We start from the raw sequence: 19,797 nt of genomic DNA on the forward strand, positions 1-19,797 counted from the left end.
CGCAGTGCGCGGATGGTGTGGAAGGTAGGCATTGTGACCCCTGCAGGTAGCTGCGCTAGGCAGAAATCGTGGGACCTATCCTTCGTGACAGATCTCAGAGAGGTAGCGGTACTGCGGCGCGCGTTGAAGAACCACCTCACGGGGTGGGGGATTCCGGGGCTCGTCGATTCGGCTCAGACGTGCGTCACGGAATTGACCTCGAACGTCATCAACCACGTCGGTGTGGGAACACCCGCTACGCTCACGGTCTCCATGAGGTGCACGTATCTGCGCATCGAGATGCGAGACCCTGACGCGCGAGCCCTACCCACTCTTCACGCCGCCGGAAGTGACGCGGAATCGGGGCGTGGAATGCAACTCATCGATGCCGTCACAGAGCAACGTTGGGGCATTATCCTCCACGCGGATTCCAAGGTGGTGTGGTGTGAACTGGCAATGGACCTCATTGCCCGGAATGGTCACGGGGACTGCTCACCTGCGCCGCGGACGGCGCAGCCTCTTGCGGTGTACAGCGACGCCTGCTTTGCACAGCCACTAGGGCAGGGGCGCCTGAGAGCCGTGGTGGCGGAGGAAGCGGCGATCGGTCAGATCGCCGGCCTCCTCCATTGGCTCCGCGCGTACGGATGTGACCCCGACGAGGTGTTGGATCGGGCGCAACTGCACTTCGAGGCTGAGGAAGAGGCCCCTAGGTAGTGACTGAGGAGTACGTCCAGACGTCGGCCGGCACCTCGTGCTGGAGCTGCCAGGTGATCGCCATCGGCTTGCTGCCCTCGTGGGATACGTACTGGGCGGGACCCAAGAACATCCATGGCTCGGCGCCACCGATGTCGGTGCTCTTGTAGCGGCGCACGAACAGCAGGATGTGACTGCCGCGTTGGGCGTGCTCGCGGTAGCGGCGGCCGGTGGCGGAGTTCTCATCCGTGGCGTTCTGCGACTCCCAGTGGAAGAGTGTCGGGCTCATCGCATAGTCCTTGTACCGGATGGTGGGAGTAAAGTCCTTGTCATCCTTTTCAAGAGTGATGAGGAGGGCATCGGTGTTGAACTCCTTGGCCTCCACTACGCCTTGCGCAAACGAACGCGGCATCTGCCCACCCAAGCGGGCCACATTGAGGGCTGCAAGGATCTCCGAGCGGTTGTAGGAGCTGTGGATGTTCAAGGGGAGGTTGCTGTGCGGCTCTTCTAGGCGGATCGGGTAGTGATCTGCGTGGGCCAGGCAGTGTTCAAGGACCTGGCGGAGCTCGTCGCGGACAGCCTCATGCTCCTGCAGTGAAGCTAGGCCCTCCTGGTAGGAGGAGTAACCGCCGGCATTGTCCCAGAAGTTGAAGAAGAGCATGCGGGCGAAGCTCTGATCGAGCGGGCTCATGTCGTCGTAGATAGGTGCATTATCTGCAAGGAGTCGCTGATATGCCTCGATGCGGTCACGATCGTCCACGTGGAGGAAAGATGAGATGCGCTTCAACAGGCCTAGCTCGCCATGAGGGGCCGCTTCCGGAAGCAGTTTCGCGCGCCGGAGAAGGCTGGTCCACGAGTTGCCGTTGCCGCCACGGTAGATTTCCTTGATGTCTCGCCCGCTTTCTGTCAGGTAGGTAGACAGGTCGGACTCGTCGTACTCCCTGACTTCGCGAGCAAGGGCATTGGCGTTGACGTTAAGTTGCTCCTTGATGTTCTTGATGATGGCTTGCTTGGCCTTGGGCTCCAGAATGATTTGGCAGGTCGACGGCAACGATGGGAAATCGTGCTCCAGGTTATCCAGTAGGCGCTTCCTGGTGAGGTTCGTGAGCGCTCGAAATTGGTTCTCGAAATGGAACTCTTTGCGGTGCTGGCCGATAAAATCTAGAACCGTCAGAAACTCTTTATGTTCTGTGCGGCGCAGTCCGCGGCCGAGTTGCTGCAGGAACAGGGTCGCGCTTGCGGTGGGGCGGAGCAGCAGCAAAGTGTCTACATCGGGGATGTCGAGGCCTTCATTGAACAGGTCAACAGAGAAGATCACTTGGATCTTTCCGGCCGTCAGGTCGCTTAGGGCCTCTTTTCGCTCATCGCGGTGGCTCGCGCCAGAGAGAGCGGTGGCCTTTATCCCAGCCTCTCGGAAGTAGTGGGCCATGAACTGCGCGTGAGAGACGGATACGCAGAATCCCAGGGCGCGCATACTTCCCAGATCAGGAACCTTCTCCTTGACTGCTTCTACGACGAGTTGGGCACGTTCACCGCTCTGCGTGAATATTTCACTGAGGGAGGCTAGATCGTAAGTGCCACGCTTCCACGCCACCGACCGCAGGTCAGTGTCATCGCTGATCCCGAAGTAACGGAATGGGCTGAGGAGTTCGTTCTCTAGCGCCTCCCATAGACGCATCTCTGCCGCGATGTGACCGTCAAAGAACTCATCTTGAACGTTCTTTCCGTCCATGCGCTCGGGGGTTGCGGTCAGGCCGAGAAGTTCCATCGGCGTGAAGTGATCGATGATCTTTCGGTATGTAGGGGAGGTGCTGTGGTGGAACTCGTCGATGACGATTGCGTCAAAGTAATCTGGGGATATGCCCTCTAGCACTTGAGGGTTGAGAGACTGGACGCTCGCGAAGACATGGTTCCACTTTTGAGGGCTGTCGCCACTGTGCAGTGATTCGCCGAACGTGGCATCATTTAGCACACGTCGATATGTTTGCCGTGATTGATCCAAGATTTCCTTGCGGTGTGCGACGAAAAGCAGTCGCAGACTGCGTCCTGCTTCGCGGCACAGCTCCTGGTAGTCGAGCGCCGCCATCACCGTCTTGCCCGTTCCAGTCGCGGCAACCAAGAGATTGCGGTGGCGGCCACGGACCGAGCGCTCTACTGCTAGACGCTCCAGCATGTCTTTCTGGTGCGGATAGGCAATCATCCCGCGTTCAGCAGCTAGACGATTGACCCAGTCACGGACACCATCCAACGTTGCCACTGACTCCAGAAGGCTGTGTGCCGTGTGCACCCGTTCCTGCTCGGGCAGCTGCTGGAGTGTGCTGCGTATGGCCTCGGCAATGCGCCATGCGACGTCGCGAGGCGTCGACGCAGAACCGGTCAAGCCGTTGATCGTGGGCAAGTTGGCTGCATCGAGGCCCTTCAGCTGGTCCTCGATGCGCAGCGCCACCAACTGCTCGTACAACCCAGAAGTGGCCTCGTTGGGCCCCAACGCCTCAGTCACGCCTAGTCCTCCCCAGGAAAGTGCCGCACGCGATATCACCTAGCGGCGGTATGCCGAACCAGCCTATGGACTCGGTCGGCAGCGGGAGGATCTTTAGCGTTGTGTCGGTGGGGCTAGCCAGAGGTCCTCGCGGTCAGGCGGAGGGGGCTCCGTGGCATGAGGCGTAAGTCTGACCCGAACCGCACCAACAAACCCCGCCCCTCTCCGGCGGCCAAGAGACCGCTCGGCCTCGGGCCGCCAGTGTCGTTGCGTACTGGGGGAGCAGGGATGGGTCCGCCGGGGATGTGGCCTCTGAGGCGGCGAAGGCTTCGTAGGAGGGGACTGTGCCTGTGACGATGCCCAGGTTCGGGGTGCCTGAGGTGGAGAGTTCGCGGAGGGAGGACTCTATGGTCGACAGGTGGGCCTCGTGGGACGGGTATTCCGAGGTCAGGGACGGGTAGGCCGTCAGGAGTTCTGTCAGTTCCGATGACGGCCAGTGGAGGATTGCTACGGGGAACGGGCGGGACAGTGCCTCGCGGTAGGAGCCCAACTCCGCCTGGATGCGGGCGATCTCCGCGCGGAGTTCCGCGGGGTTCTCCGAGCCGAGGGACCAGATCCGCTTCGGGTCGTGGAGTTCGTCCAGGGAGACGGAGGCCGTCGAGACGCGGTCCGCGAGCGCGTCCCACTCGTCGTGCTCCGCGCCCAGGAGGCGGCGTACCCGGTGGCGGCCGAAGAGGAGGGGGTGCGTCGTGTACGGGGGGTCCGTCGTGGTGGCGGGGATCAGGAGGGACACCGCCTCCGTGAAGGTCGCCTGCGCCTGTTCCAGTTCGTCGTGTGCTTCGAGTGACTCCGCCACGATCACCCACGGTGCCGGCTCCCGCGGGGCCGCCGTGCGGACTCCGTCGATGATCGCGCGGGCCTCGGCCTCGTGGCCGTACTCCCAGAGGTTCGAGGCCTTCAGCGCGCGGATCAGGAGCGGGGCGGACGCGGGGTGCGGCGCGGAGGGGGACAGGAGGCGGTCGTAGAGCGTCGTCGCGCGGTCGCGGGCGCCGGCCAGTTCGAGGTGGGCCGCGGCCTGGAGGAGGAGCTGTTCGGCGTCCTCCGGATACAGGTCGGCCGTGCGTTCCAGGCGCGCGGCTTCGGCGATGTGGTCGACGTCGACGTGGTCGGCGGCAGCAGGCTTCTCGGGGCGCATACGGGACACCGTACTGCCGAGCGTGCCTCCCGCAGGAGGGTCGGGGCCACGACAGCGCTGAGTGGGTGCGGGCGTTGATGTGGTTCGGCCATGGAATGTTGTCGGTGCAGCGCCTATCCTCCGGCGGCAGTCCGTCGGGCGATGGCAGTCCGTCGGGCGATGGCAGTCCGCCGGGCAACGGCAGCCTGTCGGGCAATGGCAGCCCGTCGGGCAGCGGCAGTCCGTCGGGCAGCGGCAGCCTGTCGGGTAATGGCAGTCCGTCGGGCAGTGGCAGTCCGCCGGGCAGCGGCGGCCCGTCGGGCCGGGCGGGGGACATCGGGCTGAGGAGGCGTTGTGCGTAGTCGCGTGCCCGTCGTTCAGCAAGGTCGCCGCCCACGTCGCCCTCAGCTAAGGCGCCGCCCCCGTCGCCCTCAGCTAGGGCGCCGCCCCCGTCGCCCACAGCGAGGTCACCGCCCCCGTCGCCCTCAGCAAGAGCGCCGCCCGCCTCGCCCCCTCGGCCTGCGGCTCCTCTGGAACGGTGCCGAAGTCGCCGTCACCCTCGGGATCGTCCTGCTCCTCCTCGTCGCCCATCAGCTCTGGTGGACCAACCGGCAGGCCCGCGCCGCCGCCGAGCGGAAGGTCGAGGCCCTGGAGAGGGAGTGGGCCACTTCCCCTGTCGGGGAGCCCACTCCGAAGGCCGACGCTTCCGGGCGGCCTTCGGGGTCCCTCCCCGTGCCCCCTCCCCAGGCCTCCTCGGGAGGCGGCGGTGACCGGCCACCGCGCGACGGCCGCCCACCCGCGGGGGCCACCGGTGGGTCGACCGGTGCGCCCGAACCCCACTGGGACCAGGCCTACGCCGTCCTCCGCATCCCCCGCATCGGCATCCGCGTCCCCGTCGGCGAGGGCGTGAGCAAAGGGGCCGTACTCAATCAGGGGTACGCCGGGCACTATCCCCGCACCGCCCAGCCCGGCCAGGCCGGGAACTTCGCTCTCGCCGGGCACCGCAACACCCACGGTGAGCCCTTCCGGTACATCAACCGGCTGCGGCGCGGGGACGAGATCGAGGTCCGGACCGCGGACGCCCTCTACACGTACGTCGTCGACAAGACCCTGGCGCAGACCTCCGCCCGCGACAGTGGCGTCATCCGGAGCGTGCCGCGTAGTGACGTACGCACGGGACACGGGTATCGCGACGCCGGGTACTACATCACGCTCACCACCTGCACCCCCGAGTACACCTCCAAATACCGGCTCGTCGTCTGGGGGAAGCTGCGGTCCATGCGCCCCGGGTAGGCCCGGGTAGGCCCAGGTAGGCCCAGGTAGGCCCGGGTAGGCCCGGGTAGGCCCGGATAGGGTCGACCCTCGTGATCGCTCGCCGCCCGCCGTCCTACCTGTCCCGCCCCCACCTCCTCTGGCTGCTCGGCCCCTTCGTGCTCTATCTCGGGGCCCTGCCCCTCGCCAACCGCGTCCGGCCCGTCGTCCTCGGGCTGCCCTTCCTCTTCTTCTGGCTCCTCTGCGCGACCCTCCTCACGCCGCTGTGCGTGTGGCTGGCCCACCGCGGGGACCGGAAGCTGGGCCGGAAGCGGGACCGGGAGCCGGCCCGGAAGCGCGAAGGCGGTCCGGCATGAGTGACGGAGCCGTCGCCACCCTCGTCTTCGGTGTCTTCATGGCCGGCACCGTCGCCCTCGGCCTCGCCGCCGTCCGCGGGCGCGGGCAGCAGGGCGGGATCGCCGAGTGGTCCGTGGGCGGGCGCAGCCTCGGGGCCGTGTTCATCTGGGTGCTGATGGCGGGGGAGGGGTACACCAGCTTCAGCTATCTGGGGGCGGCGGGCTGGGGGTACAACCACGGGGCGCCCGTGCTGTACGTCGTCGCCTACATGTCCTGCGGTTACGCCGTGGGGTACGTCGTCGGACCCATGCTGTGGGCCTACGCCCGGCGGCACGGGCTCGTCAGCATCTCGGACATGGTCGCCCACCGGTACGGACGGCCGTGGCTCGGTGCGGGCGTCGCCCTGCTCGCCACCGTGTTCCTGCTGCCGTACATCCAGCTGCAGATCACCGGCATGGGCGTGGTCGTCTCCACCATCTCCTACGGCGCCATCAGCCTCAACTGGGCCTACTTCATCGGCTTCGCGGTCACGACCGGGTTCGTGGTGGTGAGCGGGCTGCGCGGCAGCGCCTGGGTGTCCGTGCTCAAGGACGTCCTCGTCGTGGGGACTCTCGCCTTCCTCGCCGTCTACGTACCCCTGCATTACTTCGACGGGTACGGGCCGTTCCTCGACCGGATCGTGCGCGAGAAGAGCGACTGGCTCACGTTGCCGGGGAGCGGAGGCAGCGCCTACGGAGAGGCGTGGTTCGCCACGACCTCGCTCCTCAACGCGCTCACCGTCGTCATCTTCCCCACCACCGTCGCCGGCTACCTCGGCGCCCGCAGCGCGGACGGGCTGCGGCGCAACGCCATCTGGCTGCCCGCCTACAACGTGCTGCTCTTCGTGCCCATGCTCCTCGGCATGGCCGCGCTCTTCGTCGTGCCCGGGCTCGTCGGCGCCGAGTCCAACCTCGCGCTCTTCAAGCTGGTCGTCGACTCGCTGCCCGCGTGGGCCGTCGGCGTCATCGGGGTGGCGGCCGCGCTCTCCTCCATCGTCCCGATGGCCGTGTTCATGCTGGTCATCGGGACGATGTGGGGGAGCAGCGTGCTGTCGCTGCTGCCCCGGTGGCGCACTCCGCAGCGGCAGAAACTCGCCTCGCAGGGCGTGGTCGTCGTCGCGGGCGCGCTCGCCCTCGCCCTGACCTATGGGGCGCCCAACACCCTCGTACGGCTGTCTCTCATCTCCTACGAGGGGATGGCCCAGCTCGTACCGATGCTGCTGTTGGGTCTGGTGTGGCGGAAGTTGACGCTCGCCGGGGTGTTGAGCGGGCTCGTCGTGGGGGTCGGGATCGTGTGCGCCCTCGTCTTCAGCGAGCACGACCCCGTCTTCGGGGTGAACGCGGGGATCGTCGCGCTCGCCGTCAATCTCGCCGTGGCGCTGACCGTGACGTACGCCGGTCCGGCCGACCGCGAGGACGGGCGGCCGGACGACGAGGTCCTCGCGAGCGACCCGCTCGGCGAAGAGGATGTCCTCAGCCCCGCCGCTCCCTCAGCAGGAGCACGCTGACCGCGGCCAGCAGGCCGAGGCCGGCCGAGACCACCATCGCCATGTCCGCGCCGTGCGCGAGGTCGTCCGTCGACGTCGACACCGCGATCATCAGTGCGACGCCCGCCGCCGAACCGATGTAGCGCGCCGTGTTGTTGGCGCCCGAGCCCATCGCGGCGCGCTCGGCAGGCACGGACTCGACCGCGAGCAGCGGGAGCGCGGCGTTCAGCAGGCCGCTGCCGATGCCCGAGAGGAGGAGGCCCGGCAGCAGACGCAGCCAGGAGCCGCCTCCGGCCGCGCCGAGCATCGTCAGGACGGCGACGGCGTGCAGGGTGAAGCCGACGGCCAGCTGGTGGCGGGGCGAGACCCGGCCCGCGAGCCGTCTGGCCTGCAGCGCCGCCACGAAGGACGTGCCCGACCAGATCACGAACAGCCAGGCCGCGTGCATCGTCGACAGGCCCAGCGTGTGCTGGAGCAGGGTCGGCAGGTAGCTGAAGAGGGCGATCACGGAGAAGCCCGTGAACAGGCCGCCCGTCGTCGAGGCCAGGAAGAGCGGGCGGCGCAGCAGGCCGAGGTCGAGCATCGGGTTTCTGCCGCGGCGCTCCACGGCCACGAACGCGGCGAGCAGGGCGACCGTCGCGGCGAGGAGCGCGCCCACCGGCGCGCGCAGCCAGCCGTCCCTGCCGAGGGTGAGCGCGGCCACCAGGGAGGTCAGGGCGAGGCCGAGCGCCGACGCGCCCGCCAGGTCCGGGCGGCCGGGCCGCGCGGCGCGGGATTCCGTCACCGCCCGCGGGACGAAGGCGGCGACGACAAGTGCGGCGAGACCGAGCACCGCGTACGCCCAGCGCCAGCCGTCCGGGCCCACGCTCGCGATGCCGCCCGCGACGGGCGGGCCCGCGGCGATGCCGCCGCTGACGAACGCGCCCCAGATGCCGGTCGCCCTGATCCGGCCCGGCCCCGCGGGGAACGCGTGCACGAGCAGGCCGAGGCTGCTCGCGAGGATCGCCGCGCTCGCCGCGCCCTGGGCGACGCGGGCCAGCGTGAACAGCCAGGTCGAATCGGCGAGCGCGGCGAGTGCGGTGGTGATGCCGAGCGCGACGGTGCCGGAGAGGAAGATCCGGCGCCGGCCGTGGTCGTCGGCGAGGCTGCCCGCGACCAGGAGCACGGCGGCGAGGCCGAGCGGTGTGCCGTTGAGCAGCCAGGCCTGGGCGGAGAGCGGGGTGTGCAGGGCGGCGGCCGTGTCGGGGAGCGTGATCATCGGCGCGGTGTACGTCATGAGGGCCACGGCGGTGGCGGCGCTGGTGACGGCGAGCGTGGCGGCGGCGCGCGGCGCGGGGGATGTGCGGGTGCCGGGTGGTGGCGCGGGGGCGGTCGACGGAGCGGTGGCGGGTGTGCGGACGAGCCGGGTGGACATGGGTCAGCCCTTCGAGGTTCAGTCAATGAACTCGGTGCGGTGAGTGACCGTAGCACCTGAAGTTCGTTCACTGAACCTCGTACGCGAAAAGTGGTTAGAGTGGGGCCATGGCTCTCGGCAAGGACTACGCGGCGCAGGAGTGCTCGATCGCCCGTGCGCTGGAGGTGGTCGGCGAGCGCTGGACGCTGCTCGTCGTCCGCGACGCCCTCTACGGAGTGCGGCGGTACAACGACTTCCTCGTCCACCTCGGCATCCCGCGCGCCGTCCTCGCCGCGCGCCTCCAGACGCTCGTCGCCGCAGGGGTCCTCGACAGGCGGCCGTGCGCCGAGGCGCCCAGACGGCACGAGTACGTGCTGACGGAGCGCGGCGAGGCCCTGTGGCCCGCGCTGCGCGCGCTCGGCCTGTGGGGGCGCGACCACATCCCCGGCAGCGCGCCGCTGCGGTACTTCCGGCACGCGCGGTGCGGCACGGAACTGGGCGTCGTGGGCGACTGCCCGGCCTGCGGCGGGCCCGTCCCCCTCGCGGACGTCGAGATGCTGCCCGGCCCCGGACTCGATCCGGAGCCGGCGGATCCGGTCAGCCGGGCGCTCGCCCGGCCCCGCAGGCTCCTTCAGCCGGTCGACGTCGATCCTGTATAAACGGCAGTACTACTGAAGGCAGTACTGCTGAAGGCAGCACTGTTGAACGGCAGTACGACAGATGTGAGGAGGGGGCCATGCGGGACGTCATCCGTAACGGGACAGCAGCCGCTCGCCCCGCCCTGCTCCTCCTGTTCCTCCTCGTCGAGGTCGTCCTCGTCGACACCGGAGGCCTCGCCTCAGCCGTCGCGCTCGCCGCGACCGCCGCCGCGGCCTCCGCGCTCGCCGTCTGCTCCGTGATCGCCGCGCGCTGCGCGCCCGCCGTGCCCCGCACCAGAGTGCGCACGGCCATCCGCGACCGCGAGATGCGCACCGCCTTCCTGCCGCAACGCGACCCCGATGCTCGGGGCCGCACGCGCCCCCGAGCACCCGGCCGTCCCCTCCTGACGGCCGCGTAGGGGTTCCGTACCGCAACACCCCCGCCCCACCCAGCCCTTCGCGGGCCGTCACGCCGACGACGCGACGTCTTCCCGTCGCTTCTTCTTCCGGTCTTCTTCCGGTCTTCTTCCGGCACGACGGATCCCTCGGAGGGCTTCTCCATGTCCGATTTCCTGTCCGCGTTCATGTCTCTGTTCGCGGAGCTTGTCGAGCACATCGCCGACCTGCTCGAACCGTTCTTCCACGGCTCGGCGACCGCCGCCGCGATCGTCCTGTTCACCGCCTGCGTACGACTCCTCGTACATCCCCTGTCGCGTGCCGCGGCCCGCGGGCAGAAGGCGCGCGCCAAGCTGTCGCCGCAGATCGCGGAGTTGCGCAAGAAGCACGCCAAGAACCCCGAGAAGCTCCAGCGGGCCGTCCTGGAACTGCACAGGAAGGAGCAGGTGTCGCCGCTCTCCGGCTGCCTGCCGAGCCTCTTCCAGCTGCCGGCCTTCTTCCTCCTCTACCACCTCTTCTCGAGTGCCGGCATCGGCGGCGAGGCGAACGCGCTGCTCGGCCACACCCTCTTCGCCGCGCCGCTCGGCGGCCGGTGGACGGACGCGCTGGCCGACGGCGGGGTCTTCGGGTCGCAGGGGCTGGTCTATGTGGCGCTGTTCGTGGTCGTCGCCGCCGTCGCCACCTTCAACTACCGGCGTACGAAGGTGCAGCTGGCCGCCAATCCGCTGCCGCAGGGGCAGGCCGGGGACCAGCAGGTGCCCGGCATGGGAGCGATCACGAAGGTGATGCCGCTGATGTCGTTCATGACTCTGTTCACGGTGGCCGTGGTGCCGCTGGCCGCCGCGCTGTATGTGGTGACCAGCACGACGTGGAGCGCGGTCGAGCGGGCGGTGCTGTACCGGGACATGCCAGGCGGGGCGGGCGCACTGGCTACCGCCGGGTAATGGTCCAGTACGTGAACCGGGTATTGCATACGGCACAGGGACCTTGGACGATCGACCAATCCTCCGATGGCCGCACCCCATCGGCCGGGCCACGCTCGACCAAGGGAGACTGACCATGAAACTGCTGCGAGTCGGTACGGCGGGGGCGGAGCGCCCCGCGCTGCTGGACGCCGACGGGGCCCTCAGGGACCTGTCGGGGGTAGTCGCCGATCTCGACGGCACCGTGCTCGCCGACGCGGCGGCGCTCGACCGGATCAGGGCCGCCGCCGACGCGGGCGACCTGCCCGTACTCGCGGCCGAGGGGCTCCGCGTCGGACCGCCGGTGGCGCGGATCGGCAAGGTCGTGTGCATCGGCCTCAACTACCACGACCACGCCCGCGAGACCGGCGCCGAGCCGCCCGCCGAACCCGTCGTCTTCTTCAAGGCGGCCGACACGGTGGTCGGCCCGGACGACACCGTCCTGGTGCCGCGCCGCTCGGTCAAGACGGACTGGGAGGTCGAGCTCGCCGTGGTCATCGGACGTACGGCGCGCTATCTGGAGTCGCACGAGGAGGCGCTGGCGCACGTCGCGGGGTACGCGGTGGCGCACGACGTGTCGGAGCGGGAGTTCCAGATCGAGCGGGGCGGCACCTGGGACAAGGGCAAGAACTGCGAGACGTTCAACCCGCTGGGCCCCTGGCTGGTCACCGCCGACGAGGTGCCGGACCCGCAGGCGCTCTCCCTGAAGCTCTGGGTGAACGGCGAACTGAAGCAGGACGGCACCACCGCCGACCAGATCTTCCCGGTCGCCGAAGTGGTGCGGTACGTCAGCCAGTTCATGACCCTGTACCCGGGTGACGTCATCAACACGGGTACGCCCGCGGGCGTCGCGATGGGACAGCCCGAGCCGAAGCCGTACCTGCGGGCGGGCGATGTGGTGGAGCTGGAGATCGAGGGTCTCGGGCGGCAGCGGCAGGAGCTGAAGGACGCGTAGGCCGTGCTGAACGCGCAGCCCGCCCCCTGGACGCGGGGCCGGCGTTCCCGGTTCGCCGGGGGCGCCGGCGCGCCATGATGACGCCATGGGACTGACTCCGGCCGAAGCGGCGCTCACCGGCACGGCGTTCGGTGCCCTGGCCACGTTCTCCAGCGCGTGGCTCATCCAGCGGGCCACGACCAGACGCGAGCACGAGAACCGCGTGTGGGACCGGCGGATGGCCGTCTACGACGAAGTGATGATCGCCGTCCGGCGGATGGCCGACCTCAGGGAGGCCGTCCGCCGGACCGGCGCCTTCCCCGAACGGCGGGCCGGTGAGACGGCCCCCGCCGACGACATGTCCCCGCTCCTCGCCCGCCTGGAGATCTACGGCAGCGACGAACTGCTCGCCGCCTGCAAGCACGCCTTCGCCGCCCGCAGGCGGTGGAAAATCGCCTGGGGCACCTGGCACACCCAGCGCGAGAACAACCCCCGGATCAGCGACAACGACGCATTCTGGGTCGCGTTCAAGAAGGCCGTGAAGAAGTCACGGAAAGCCGACCGCCGGTTGTTGTCGCTGCTGCGCGCCGAGGTCCATCCGGAACGGATCTCCGCGAGACGCAAGTTGTCGATGCGGCTGAAGCGGTTCAGGCTGCCGAATCCACGGCGCAGACGCCCGATCGACCCCGGACGAACTCCTGACCGACCCTGACGAATATTCCAGGAGATGTGCCACGGGCCCATTCCACAGCAACCGATTCTGGCTACCATGGCGTCTTCCGGGTGAAAGCGGGAGTTCGCTCAGGGATGGCGGGGGTTCGCTCAGGGGTCACGGACGGGGGGCTGGTCCGCGGTGTACGACGAGCACTTCATCGAGATCTTCCGGAGCGGCTGCCGACAGGGCGGCGAATGCCGACGGGGGGACGACTGCCGGCGGGACGAAGGTCTCGGGCAGGACGAGAGCTGCCGTCGGGGCTCGGGCGTGCGGCTCACCCGCGAGTTCGCCCTCACCGCCGCGCACTGCCTCAAGGCCCGCGAGCTCAAGGGCCTCGATCCGGTCATGCTCCGCCTCTCCGACGGCAAGCAGGTCACGGGCGGGGTGCTCGACTACGACCGGCGGTCCGACCTCGCCCTGCTCAACCTCAGCTTCGCCGAGGGCGAGGACGTCCAGCTCCCCGGAGTCTGCTTCGACGACGCCCGCCGCGACGAGCTGTGGAAGGCGACCCACCAGCCCCCGGAGACCGACGACGTGCTGACGGGCACCGTGGCCGACGTCTCGTACGAATACGGCGAGCCCCAGAAGGGCGTGAAGATCTGCGCCCTGCGCCTCAACTGCCACGCCAGTTTCGACGACTACGGCCTGTACGCGGGCAGCCCGGTGGAGCGCGGCAATCCCTACCGGCCGGCGGCGGTCCTCGGACTCGTCGTCGAGCGGCGCGCGGCGGCCGGCACGGCGGGTGGCACAGAGGGCGACACGGTCTACGCGGGCACGATCCGCGAAGCCGTCCGGCAGTTCGACCGCTTCCGGTTCCGCATCGAGGACCTGGCGAGGGACCAGTGGCCCCTGGCCGTCCGGCCCTACTCGGTGGAGGCGGCCGAGACGGAGCAGAAGCTCCGGGTCAGTGCCGCCGTGGCCGAGGCCCTCAAGAAGGCGGGCCACGACTCCGTGGTGGCAGTGCACTGGATACGCCGCTGACCCAGCATCCCGGCACGTGGGCCGGCGACCTCCCGGGAGGGACCATGACGACGATGCGGTACCTCGACGACGCCATAGCCGTCGCCGAAGAGATGCTCCTGGCGCCCGCCGGGCCGCGCCACCAGGACAAGGGCCGCCTGGCCGCCTATGTGAAGCACGTCCGCAGGCCCGATCCCGCCGACAGGTCCCAGCAGTTACGGGCGGAACAGCTCATCCATCTGGCCAAACTGCTGAGCGCCCTCGGCATGAAGACGCTGTCCCTGTCGGTGGCCGACATGACCCTGCGGCACATGGAGATCGTGGAGGCGGACCGCGCGGTGTACGCGGCGTCCGTCTGGAACGAGCTGGGCTCGCTGCTCGCCGAGCACGGCGAACTGGAAAGGGCCCGGCTCGTCCTCGGCCGTGCGCTGAGCAGGGCCGAGCGGGGCGGCCAGGTCCCCGAGCGGGGCCGCATCCTCGCCAACCTGAGCGCCGTCAGCCTGCGCAGGGGCGACCTGGGGGACGCCGACTTCTGGGCCGGCAAGGCGCTGGAGGAGATGGACACGCGGCCGGGCGACGACCCGGACGCCCGGCTGACCGCCGACCTGGTGCGGCTGGAGGTCGCCAGGTCGGGCAAGGACATCGACCGGATCCACGACACCCTGCAGAAGTTCGACCGGTCCGCGGAGCACTCCATCGCCCTCAAGGGCGGCGACCACCCCGCGGCCATCGCCGCCCGGCGCGCCCTCGCCACGGCGACGTTCGAGGCGGCCGCGGCCGGGCACGACGTGGAGCTCAGCGAGCGGCAACTGGGCGAGCTGGAGATCGTGAAGCTCAACGCGTCGGCGTTCCTGGGGGCGACCCACCGCGAGACCATCGTGGCCCAGGCGGCCCTGGCCGTCGCGGAGTTCGAGGCGGCGAGCGGCGGCTCGGGGAGTCTGCTGCGCCGGCGGCGGGCCGTGGTGCTGCTGGAGAGCGCCGAGGAGATGGCCGTGGAGGCGCTCGGCAGGGAACACGCCCAGACCCTCGCGATCCGAGAGGCGCTCGCGCATTTACGGGCGGCCACGGTGCAGACGGACGATCTGCCGTACCGGATCGACCGTACGTACACTCCGCAGGAGAACGACGTACGCAACACCGCGAAGAAGAAAGCGATCGACGCGGAGCGGAACGTGATCCGGCTTACCGCGCACGCCGGCGCCTCGTATTTCCTCGCCGACCTGGACATCTTCTACTGGCAGATTCATCGCGCCCTGGAGCGCGGCACCTATTTCCACGTGATTCTGAGCAGTCCTTGGAACAATCTCGCGATCTTTCTGCAGCACAGCGCGGACTCGGAGCCGGTGAGCCACCAGAACATCGTGGGCCGGGTACGGGCGAGCACGTATTACCAGAAGACGTTCCTGCCGGTCATCGCCTCCTATCAGGACCTGCGCGCCCGATTCCCCGACCACATCGAACTGAAGCTGACGCCCACCGACATATCAGGGTCGACGCTGCTCACATCGGAAGCGGGATTCTTCGAGCCGTACATCACGATGAATCCGCTGCAGCGCACCCGCAGGGGCCTGAGCGTCTTCGAGCACCAGTTCCTGAAGGACAGCAAGTATTACGAGGACAGCCTGGCGGCGTTCCGTACGCAGTGGGAACTGACCAGCACATGGGAGCAGTTCGGCATGCACGAGGAGAAGCACAAGGAGAGGCTGCGCGCGCTGATGACGACGCAGTCCGACGACCGGTGGAGCAAGAGCCAGGAGTAGAGATGCCCCCAGCAGCCGCGTGGCGGATCAGGGGCAGTGCACCGCGCCGTCCCTGATGCTTCTCAGGACACCCGCGGAGCCGACGAAGAGCGCTTCGGGCAGCGCGTCCAGGGGCCAGAACTGCCACCGCAGACAGCGGTCCGGTTCGCGTACGAGGATGTCGCCGGTGTAGTCGACGACCTCGACGCCGACCTGCATGTGGTGGTTGGCCGCCGGGTCCGGGTCGGTCACGCAGGCGACCCGCAGGTCCAGGGCGTGGATGCCGGTCTCCTCGGCCAGCTCCCTGCGGGCGGCGTCCGTCAGGGACTCGCCCACCTCCAGATGGCCGCCGGGCAGGCCCCAGGTGCCCGCGCCGAAACAGTTGGCCCGCAGGCCGAGCAGGACGTCACCGCCGAGGCGGACGATCGCCTGGACACCTACGCGTACATGCGCTGTCATCGGGAGCTCCTCACAGGGCCGGTGGGCCGTCCGGGTCCGGATACGTGCCGGCGAAGTTCTCGACGTTCCTGGCGGGGGTGATCAGCTCGGCGGGCCGGAGCGTGCGGTCCGCGAGCTTCTCGAAGAGATTCCCGATCCTCCGTTCCTCACCCTCGTCGACGACGACGATCTCGCAGTCCGGATCGATGAAGAAGTAGCTGCCGGTGCGGGTCGAGTTGCGGTACACCCGCAAGGACACCTCGCGCCGCCGCGCGGCCTCCTCGCACTCCGCGACGACGTCCTCGAACTCCGCGTCGCCGATGGAGAGCCAGTCCCTGTTGTCCGCGCCGTAGTTGGTCTCGGACATCTGGTAGACCTTCCACACGTCGGGCAGCGAGGCCTCGTCCTCGATCAGGTCCAGGACGTGCGGCGCGCCCTTCACGTTGAGGCGCGTGACGACCGTGCCCAGCTTCACCCGGACGTGCTCGTGGTTCTTGCGCACTTCCGTCAGCAGGTCGAGCACCCTGTCGCGGTGCGGTGCCGGGCTGCCGGTGCGCAGCAGTCCGTGCTCCACCGCGTCCCTCGACTCCAGCGGCAGGGCGAGCCAGGAGAGGTGGGGGAGCAGGCGCTGCATGGATTTCAGGGGGGCGAGGCCGTTGGTGCTGAGGACGACGCGGGGCGGCCGCCCGGACGGCAGCGTGCGGCTCAACTCCTCGGCCAGTTCCGGGAGGTAGGGCAGCAGTGTCGGTTCTCCACCGGAGATGACGACACCTCGCACGCCCGAGTCCCGGAGAACGGAAGCGATGCGCAGCGCCGTTTCCCGCGGCATCGAGGGGACCTCGTGGCGGGGGCCGAAGCAGAAGGGACAGCTGAGGTTGCAACGCCCGATGGGACGCAGGTCTACAAACGCGGGCAGTTGCATGGACGGACACTATGGGGTCCGTGGGGCCCCGGAGTATCGCTTCCCCTCGTTCAAGCGAGTGGTTTTCACTCGTTGCGCTGAACAATCCTGGTTCGGGCTGCGAGGAACCGTTCCGGCTGTGACGAACCGTTCAGGCTGCGGTGAACCGCTCCAACGCCTCCACCACCAGCGTGTGGTCCTCCACCTGGGGCAGGCCCGAGACCACCACCGTGCCGATCACCCCCGCGCCCGCCACCGCGATCGGGAACGCGCCGCCGTGGGCCGCGTACACGTCGGGGTCGAGGCGGGAGGAGTCCTCGAACGTCGTGCCCTTGGCGCGGAAGCGGGAGCCGACCAGGTAGGAGGAGCAGCCGTAGCGCTCCACGACGCGGCGCTTGCGGTCGATCCAGGCGTCGTTGTCCGGGGTGGAGCCGGGCAGCGCCGCGTGGAAGAGCTGCTGGCCGCCGCGGCGGATGTCGATCGCCACGGGGGCGCGGCGCTCGCGGGCCAGCTCCACCAGGAGCGTGCCGAGCGTCCACGCGTCGTCGTACGTGAAGTGGGGGAGTACCAGGCGGCGCTCCTGGGCCTCCAGCTCGTCGATGGTCGGCGGGGTCACGGCGGGCGTGGTCACAGCGTCACCGCCACGCCGTCGCGGGCGGAGCGGCGGGCCGCTTCCAGGACGTCCAGGGCGGCGGCGGCCTCGTGCGCGGTGACGGGGTTCTCGCCGGTGCCGCGCAGGGCGTTCGCCACCGCCTCGTAGTACGCGGGGTAGTCGCCCGGCAGGCTCGGCAGCGGGCGGCCGCCGCCGGTCGGCGGGGACTCGCCGGCTCCGACCGTCCCCCACATCGACTCCGGCTCCACGCCCCACGGGTCATCCGTGGCCGGGCGCTTGCCGTCGCGCAGCGCGGCCTCCTGCGGGTCCAGGCCGTACTTCACATAGCCCGCCTGCGAGCCGAGGACACGGAAGCGCGGGCCGAGCTGGGCGGTGGTGGCGCTCACGTAGAGGTGCGAGCGGACTCCGTTCGCGTGGGTGAGCGCGAGGAACGTGTCGTCGTCGGCCTCCGCGCCCGGGCGCCGGACGTCCGACTCGGCGTACACGCTCACGGCCGGGCCGAAGAGCACCAGGGCCTGGTCGACGACGTGGCTGCCCAGGTCGTAGAGGAGACCGCCGATCTCCTCCGGGTCGCCGGACTCGCGCCAGCCGCCCTTCGGCTTCGGCCGCCACCGCTCGAAACGGGATTCGAAGCGCCATACGTCGCCGAGATCGCCGTCGGCGAGCAGCTTGCGCAGGGTGCGGAAGTCGGCGTCCCAGCGGCGGTTCTGGAAGACGGAGAGGAGGAGTCCGCGCTCGTCGGCGAGGGCCGCGAGCTCGCGCGCCTCGGCGGCCGTGCCCGCGACCGGCTTGTCCACGACGGCCGGCAGGCCCGCCTTCAGGGCGGCGGTGGCCAGCGCCACGTGCGTCTTGTTCGGCGACGCGATGACGATCAGGTCGAGCTCGGCCGCCCGCTCCCACAGCTCGTCGGCCGAGGCCGCGCAGCGCAGGCCGTCGCCGAACTCGGCGCGGGCCTGTGCCTGCCGCTCGGGGTTCGACGTCACGACCGTGTCGAGGACGAGGCCCTCGGTGGCGGCGATCAGCGGGGCGTGGAAGACGGAACCCGCGAGGCCGTATCCGACGAGGCCGACGCGGAGGGGAGAGCGCGTGCCTGTGCTCCCCGTGTCCGTGTTCCCTGTGCTCGTACCCGTACCAGTACCTGTGCCAGTCATGTCCTCCACTTAAGCAACGGTGTTGCCAAAGTGCAAGCGGGCGGGACAATGGGCTGGTGAAGTCGTACGTGAACAGGGTGAACCCCGGAGTGAACCTGCCGGCCGTGCGCGGGCACAACGCCGCGCTCGTGCTCGATCTGCTGCGCGCCGCGGGCGAGGCGGGCATCAGCCGCCTGGAGCTCGCCGAGCGCACCGGGCTCACCCCGCAGGCCGTCAGCAAGATCACCGCGAGGCTGCGGGCGGAGGGTCTTGCCGCGGAGGCGGGCCGCCGCGCCTCGACGGGCGGCAAGCCCCGCACGGTGCTGCGCCTCGTCCCCGCCGCGGGGCACGCGGTCGGTCTCCACCTGGACCGTGACGAACTGACGGCGGTCCTCGTCGACCTCACCGGCACGGTGGTCGCCGAACGCCGCGCCCCTCTCGCCTTCGGCGCGGGAGCGGAGGCGGTGGTCGAGGTGGCGGTGGGGGAGGTACGGGGGTTGCTCGCCGGGGGCGGCGTTGTCGGGGACGGGGGTGGCGGTGGCGGTGGCGGCGGTGTCAGTGACTGGGGCACCGGCACCGGCACCGGCACCGGTGCTGGTGGGGGTGTCGTTTCTGGGGTTGGGGTTGCGTTGCCCGGGCCGCTGGACCATGCGGCGGGGGTGCTGCACCGTGTGACCGGGTTCCCGGAATGGGACGGGTTCGCGTTGCGGGATGTGCTCTCGGAGCGGCTCGGGCTGCCCGTCGTGGTCGACAAGGACACCAACGCCGCGGCTCTCGGCCTCGCTCTCGCCGGTGCCGCCGACTCCTTCGCGTACCTCCATCTGGGTACGGGGCTCGGTGCCGGGCTCGTGCTCGGTGGCGCCCTGCACCGCGGGGCCCGTACGGGTGCGGGCGAGTTCGGCCACCAGGTGCTCCAGATGGACGGGCCGCCCTGCGAGTGCGGGGACCGGGGCTGTGTGGAGGCGCTCTGCCTCGCGGCCGTCGGCCGGGGGGATCTCGACGAGGCGGCGCGGGTACTCGGTACGGCCGCCGGCAATCTCGTCGGCCTCCTCGACATCGACCACGTCCTCCTCGGCGGACGGACCGTCTTCGCCGCGGGGGACCTTTTCGTACGGGGGGTGGGCGCCGTCGTCGCCGAGCGCGTCCGGCGCGGGGGCGGGACCCTCCGGGTGCCGGTGAGCCTCGCGCCCGGCGGTGAGCGCGGGGTGGCGGAAGGGGCGGCGCAGCTCGTCCTGGCACCGCTCTTCGGGCGAGCGGAGGTGGCTTTTCCGGTGCGTTGAGGGCGGGTTGGCGGTTGGTGGGTGTCACGGCCGGGAGTTATGCGCGGGGGTGGGGATCTCGCCTGAACGGGGGGCTTGGGTGGGCCGGTCGGGCCTGTCAGGCGGTGGTGGGGTGGCCGCGTCGCCCACGCATGGCAGGGTCAGAATCGGAATCGGAATCGGAATCGGTTCCGGGGCGGTGCGGTGCGGTCCCGGCCGGTGTCCGTCCGGTGGTCCGGTCCGGTGCTGGCTGGTGGTCCG

Annotated in this window: 19 protein-coding genes and 1 pseudogene; 12 read left to right on the forward strand and 8 right to left on the reverse strand. The window is 69.7% G+C overall.

The features are described 5' to 3' along the window. The first annotated feature begins 84 nt into the window (after positions 1-84). On the forward strand, positions 85-693 hold the full coding sequence (locus ACZ56E_RS24505; RefSeq protein ID WP_471217319.1) for an ATP-binding protein: 609 nt from the start codon (positions 85-87) through the stop codon (positions 691-693). Here the strand turns inward: ACZ56E_RS24505 and ACZ56E_RS24510 are convergent. From ACZ56E_RS24510 to ACZ56E_RS24520, 3 genes and pseudogenes are all read right to left on the reverse strand, one after another. After that, positions 686-2,863 (reverse strand): annotated as a pseudogene (locus tag ACZ56E_RS24510) (DUF3427 domain-containing protein); the annotation flags it as partial. The gene ACZ56E_RS24505 and the pseudogene ACZ56E_RS24510 sit on opposite strands and share 8 nt — an antisense overlap. Positions 2,864-3,305: 442 nt before the next feature. Continuing rightward, positions 3,306-4,346: an SEC-C domain-containing protein gene (locus ACZ56E_RS24515; RefSeq protein WP_471217320.1), complete on the reverse strand. Its 1,041-nt coding sequence runs from the start codon at positions 4,344-4,346 to the stop codon at positions 3,306-3,308. Between the two features lie 414 nt (positions 4,347-4,760). Continuing rightward, on the reverse strand, positions 4,761-4,916 hold the full coding sequence (locus ACZ56E_RS24520) for a hypothetical protein (RefSeq protein WP_471217798.1): 156 nt from the start codon (positions 4,914-4,916) through the stop codon (positions 4,761-4,763). On the opposite strand from ACZ56E_RS24520, the gene ACZ56E_RS24525 reads away from it, so the two are divergent. The 3 genes from ACZ56E_RS24525 (at position 4,845) to ACZ56E_RS24535 (ending at position 7,479) form a co-directional block, all read left to right on the forward strand. Beyond that, positions 4,845-5,618 (forward strand): class E sortase, encoded by a 774-nt coding sequence (locus tag ACZ56E_RS24525; RefSeq protein ID WP_471217763.1) that lies wholly within the window; start codon positions 4,845-4,847, stop codon positions 5,616-5,618. The two genes, ACZ56E_RS24520 and ACZ56E_RS24525, sit on opposite strands and share 72 nt — an antisense overlap. Positions 5,619-5,716: 98 nt before the next feature. Further along, the gene (locus tag ACZ56E_RS24530) at positions 5,717-5,953 is read left to right on the forward strand and encodes a DUF3311 domain-containing protein (protein ID WP_471217765.1); all 237 of its coding nucleotides are present in this window, start codon (positions 5,717-5,719) and stop codon (positions 5,951-5,953) included. Further along, the gene (locus ACZ56E_RS24535) at positions 5,950-7,479 is read left to right on the forward strand and encodes a sodium:solute symporter family protein (protein WP_471217322.1); all 1,530 of its coding nucleotides are present in this window, start codon (positions 5,950-5,952) and stop codon (positions 7,477-7,479) included. The genes ACZ56E_RS24530 and ACZ56E_RS24535 overlap by 4 nt, the downstream gene beginning before the upstream one ends. Here ACZ56E_RS24535 and ACZ56E_RS24540 read toward each other — a convergent pair. Further along, positions 7,445-8,872 carry an MFS transporter gene (locus tag ACZ56E_RS24540; RefSeq protein ID WP_471217323.1) on the reverse strand — a complete coding sequence of 476 codons (1,428 nt, stop codon included), beginning with the start codon at positions 8,870-8,872 and terminating at the stop codon, positions 7,445-7,447. The genes ACZ56E_RS24535 and ACZ56E_RS24540 overlap by 35 nt on opposite strands. Positions 8,873-8,979: 107 nt before the next feature. Here ACZ56E_RS24540 and ACZ56E_RS24545 point away from each other — a divergent pair, with 107 nt between their 5' ends. From ACZ56E_RS24545 to ACZ56E_RS24575, 7 genes are all read left to right on the forward strand, one after another. Further along, positions 8,980-9,510, forward strand: coding sequence for a winged helix-turn-helix transcriptional regulator (locus ACZ56E_RS24545; protein ID WP_471217325.1), 531 nt, complete (start codon positions 8,980-8,982; stop codon positions 9,508-9,510). A 77-nt stretch (positions 9,511-9,587) separates the two neighbouring features. Beyond that, positions 9,588-9,908, forward strand: coding sequence for a DUF6412 domain-containing protein (locus tag ACZ56E_RS24550; RefSeq protein ID WP_468601516.1), 321 nt, complete (start codon positions 9,588-9,590; stop codon positions 9,906-9,908). Between the two features lie 153 nt (positions 9,909-10,061). Continuing rightward, on the forward strand, positions 10,062-10,829 hold the full coding sequence (locus ACZ56E_RS24555) for a YidC/Oxa1 family membrane protein insertase (RefSeq protein WP_471217766.1): 768 nt from the start codon (positions 10,062-10,064) through the stop codon (positions 10,827-10,829). A 115-nt stretch (positions 10,830-10,944) separates the two neighbouring features. Next, a complete protein-coding gene (locus ACZ56E_RS24560; protein ID WP_471217326.1) occupies positions 10,945-11,802 on the forward strand; it encodes a fumarylacetoacetate hydrolase family protein in 858 nt (285 codons plus the stop codon). 85 nt (positions 11,803-11,887) lie between these two features. After that, a complete protein-coding gene (locus ACZ56E_RS24565) occupies positions 11,888-12,493 on the forward strand; it encodes a hypothetical protein (RefSeq protein WP_471217327.1) in 606 nt (201 codons plus the stop codon). 141 nt (positions 12,494-12,634) lie between these two features. Beyond that, the gene (locus ACZ56E_RS24570) at positions 12,635-13,477 is read left to right on the forward strand and encodes a trypsin-like peptidase domain-containing protein (protein ID WP_471217328.1); all 843 of its coding nucleotides are present in this window, start codon (positions 12,635-12,637) and stop codon (positions 13,475-13,477) included. A gap of 44 nt (positions 13,478-13,521) precedes the next feature. Continuing rightward, entirely contained in the window at positions 13,522-15,216 is a 1,695-nt protein-coding gene (locus tag ACZ56E_RS24575) for a hypothetical protein (protein ID WP_471217329.1), read from the forward strand. Positions 15,217-15,243: 27 nt separating this feature from the next. Here the strand turns inward: ACZ56E_RS24575 and ACZ56E_RS24580 are convergent, their stop codons facing one another. The 4 genes from ACZ56E_RS24580 to ACZ56E_RS24595 form a co-directional block, all read right to left on the reverse strand. Beyond that, positions 15,244-15,654 (reverse strand): nucleotide triphosphate diphosphatase NUDT15, encoded by a 411-nt coding sequence (locus ACZ56E_RS24580; protein ID WP_468082755.1) that lies wholly within the window; start codon positions 15,652-15,654, stop codon positions 15,244-15,246. 10 nt (positions 15,655-15,664) lie between these two features. Next, on the reverse strand, positions 15,665-16,555 hold the full coding sequence (locus ACZ56E_RS24585) for a radical SAM protein (RefSeq protein WP_471217330.1): 891 nt from the start codon (positions 16,553-16,555) through the stop codon (positions 15,665-15,667). 130 nt (positions 16,556-16,685) lie between these two features. Then, positions 16,686-17,165 carry a heme-degrading domain-containing protein gene (locus ACZ56E_RS24590; RefSeq protein WP_471217332.1) on the reverse strand — a complete coding sequence of 160 codons (480 nt, stop codon included), beginning with the start codon at positions 17,163-17,165 and terminating at the stop codon, positions 16,686-16,688. Continuing rightward, positions 17,162-18,298, reverse strand: a complete 1,137-nt coding sequence (locus ACZ56E_RS24595; protein ID WP_471217334.1) for a Gfo/Idh/MocA family oxidoreductase — start codon at positions 18,296-18,298, stop codon at positions 17,162-17,164. Before ACZ56E_RS24595 ends, ACZ56E_RS24590 begins: the two co-directional genes overlap by 4 nt. Before the next feature lie 56 nt (positions 18,299-18,354). Here ACZ56E_RS24595 and ACZ56E_RS24600 point away from each other — a divergent pair, with 56 nt between their 5' ends. Then, positions 18,355-19,557 carry an ROK family transcriptional regulator gene (locus tag ACZ56E_RS24600; RefSeq protein ID WP_471217335.1) on the forward strand — a complete coding sequence of 401 codons (1,203 nt, stop codon included), beginning with the start codon at positions 18,355-18,357 and terminating at the stop codon, positions 19,555-19,557. Positions 19,558-19,797: the final 240 nt, after the last annotated feature.

The sequence above is a fragment of the Streptomyces sp. NPDC039480 genome (assembly GCF_055597165.1).

What these genes read in the sequence shown, in the direction of transcription:
- ACZ56E_RS24550 (WP_468601516.1), top strand. Translation starts at nt 9,588, where the DNA reads ATGCGGGACGTCATCCGTAACGGGACAGCAGCCGCTCGCCCCGCCCTG.
- ACZ56E_RS24585 (WP_471217330.1), bottom strand. Translation starts at nt 16,555, where the DNA reads ATGCAACTGCCCGCGTTTGTAGACCTGCGTCCCATCGGGCGTTGCAAC.
- ACZ56E_RS24545 (WP_471217325.1), top strand. Translation starts at nt 8,980, where the DNA reads ATGGCTCTCGGCAAGGACTACGCGGCGCAGGAGTGCTCGATCGCCCGT.
- ACZ56E_RS24575 (WP_471217329.1), top strand. Translation starts at nt 13,522, where the DNA reads ATGACGACGATGCGGTACCTCGACGACGCCATAGCCGTCGCCGAAGAG.
- ACZ56E_RS24595 (WP_471217334.1), bottom strand. Translation starts at nt 18,298, where the DNA reads ATGACTGGCACAGGTACTGGTACGGGTACGAGCACAGGGAACACGGAC.
- ACZ56E_RS24520 (WP_471217798.1), bottom strand. Translation starts at nt 4,916, where the DNA reads ATGGGCGACGAGGAGGAGCAGGACGATCCCGAGGGTGACGGCGACTTC.
- ACZ56E_RS24515 (WP_471217320.1), bottom strand. Translation starts at nt 4,346, where the DNA reads ATGCGCCCCGAGAAGCCTGCTGCCGCCGACCACGTCGACGTCGACCAC.
- ACZ56E_RS24540 (WP_471217323.1), bottom strand. Translation starts at nt 8,872, where the DNA reads ATGTCCACCCGGCTCGTCCGCACACCCGCCACCGCTCCGTCGACCGCC.
- ACZ56E_RS24565 (WP_471217327.1), top strand. Translation starts at nt 11,888, where the DNA reads ATGGGACTGACTCCGGCCGAAGCGGCGCTCACCGGCACGGCGTTCGGT.
- ACZ56E_RS24535 (WP_471217322.1), top strand. Translation starts at nt 5,950, where the DNA reads ATGAGTGACGGAGCCGTCGCCACCCTCGTCTTCGGTGTCTTCATGGCC.
- ACZ56E_RS24580 (WP_468082755.1), bottom strand. Translation starts at nt 15,654, where the DNA reads ATGACAGCGCATGTACGCGTAGGTGTCCAGGCGATCGTCCGCCTCGGC.
- ACZ56E_RS24560 (WP_471217326.1), top strand. Translation starts at nt 10,945, where the DNA reads ATGAAACTGCTGCGAGTCGGTACGGCGGGGGCGGAGCGCCCCGCGCTG.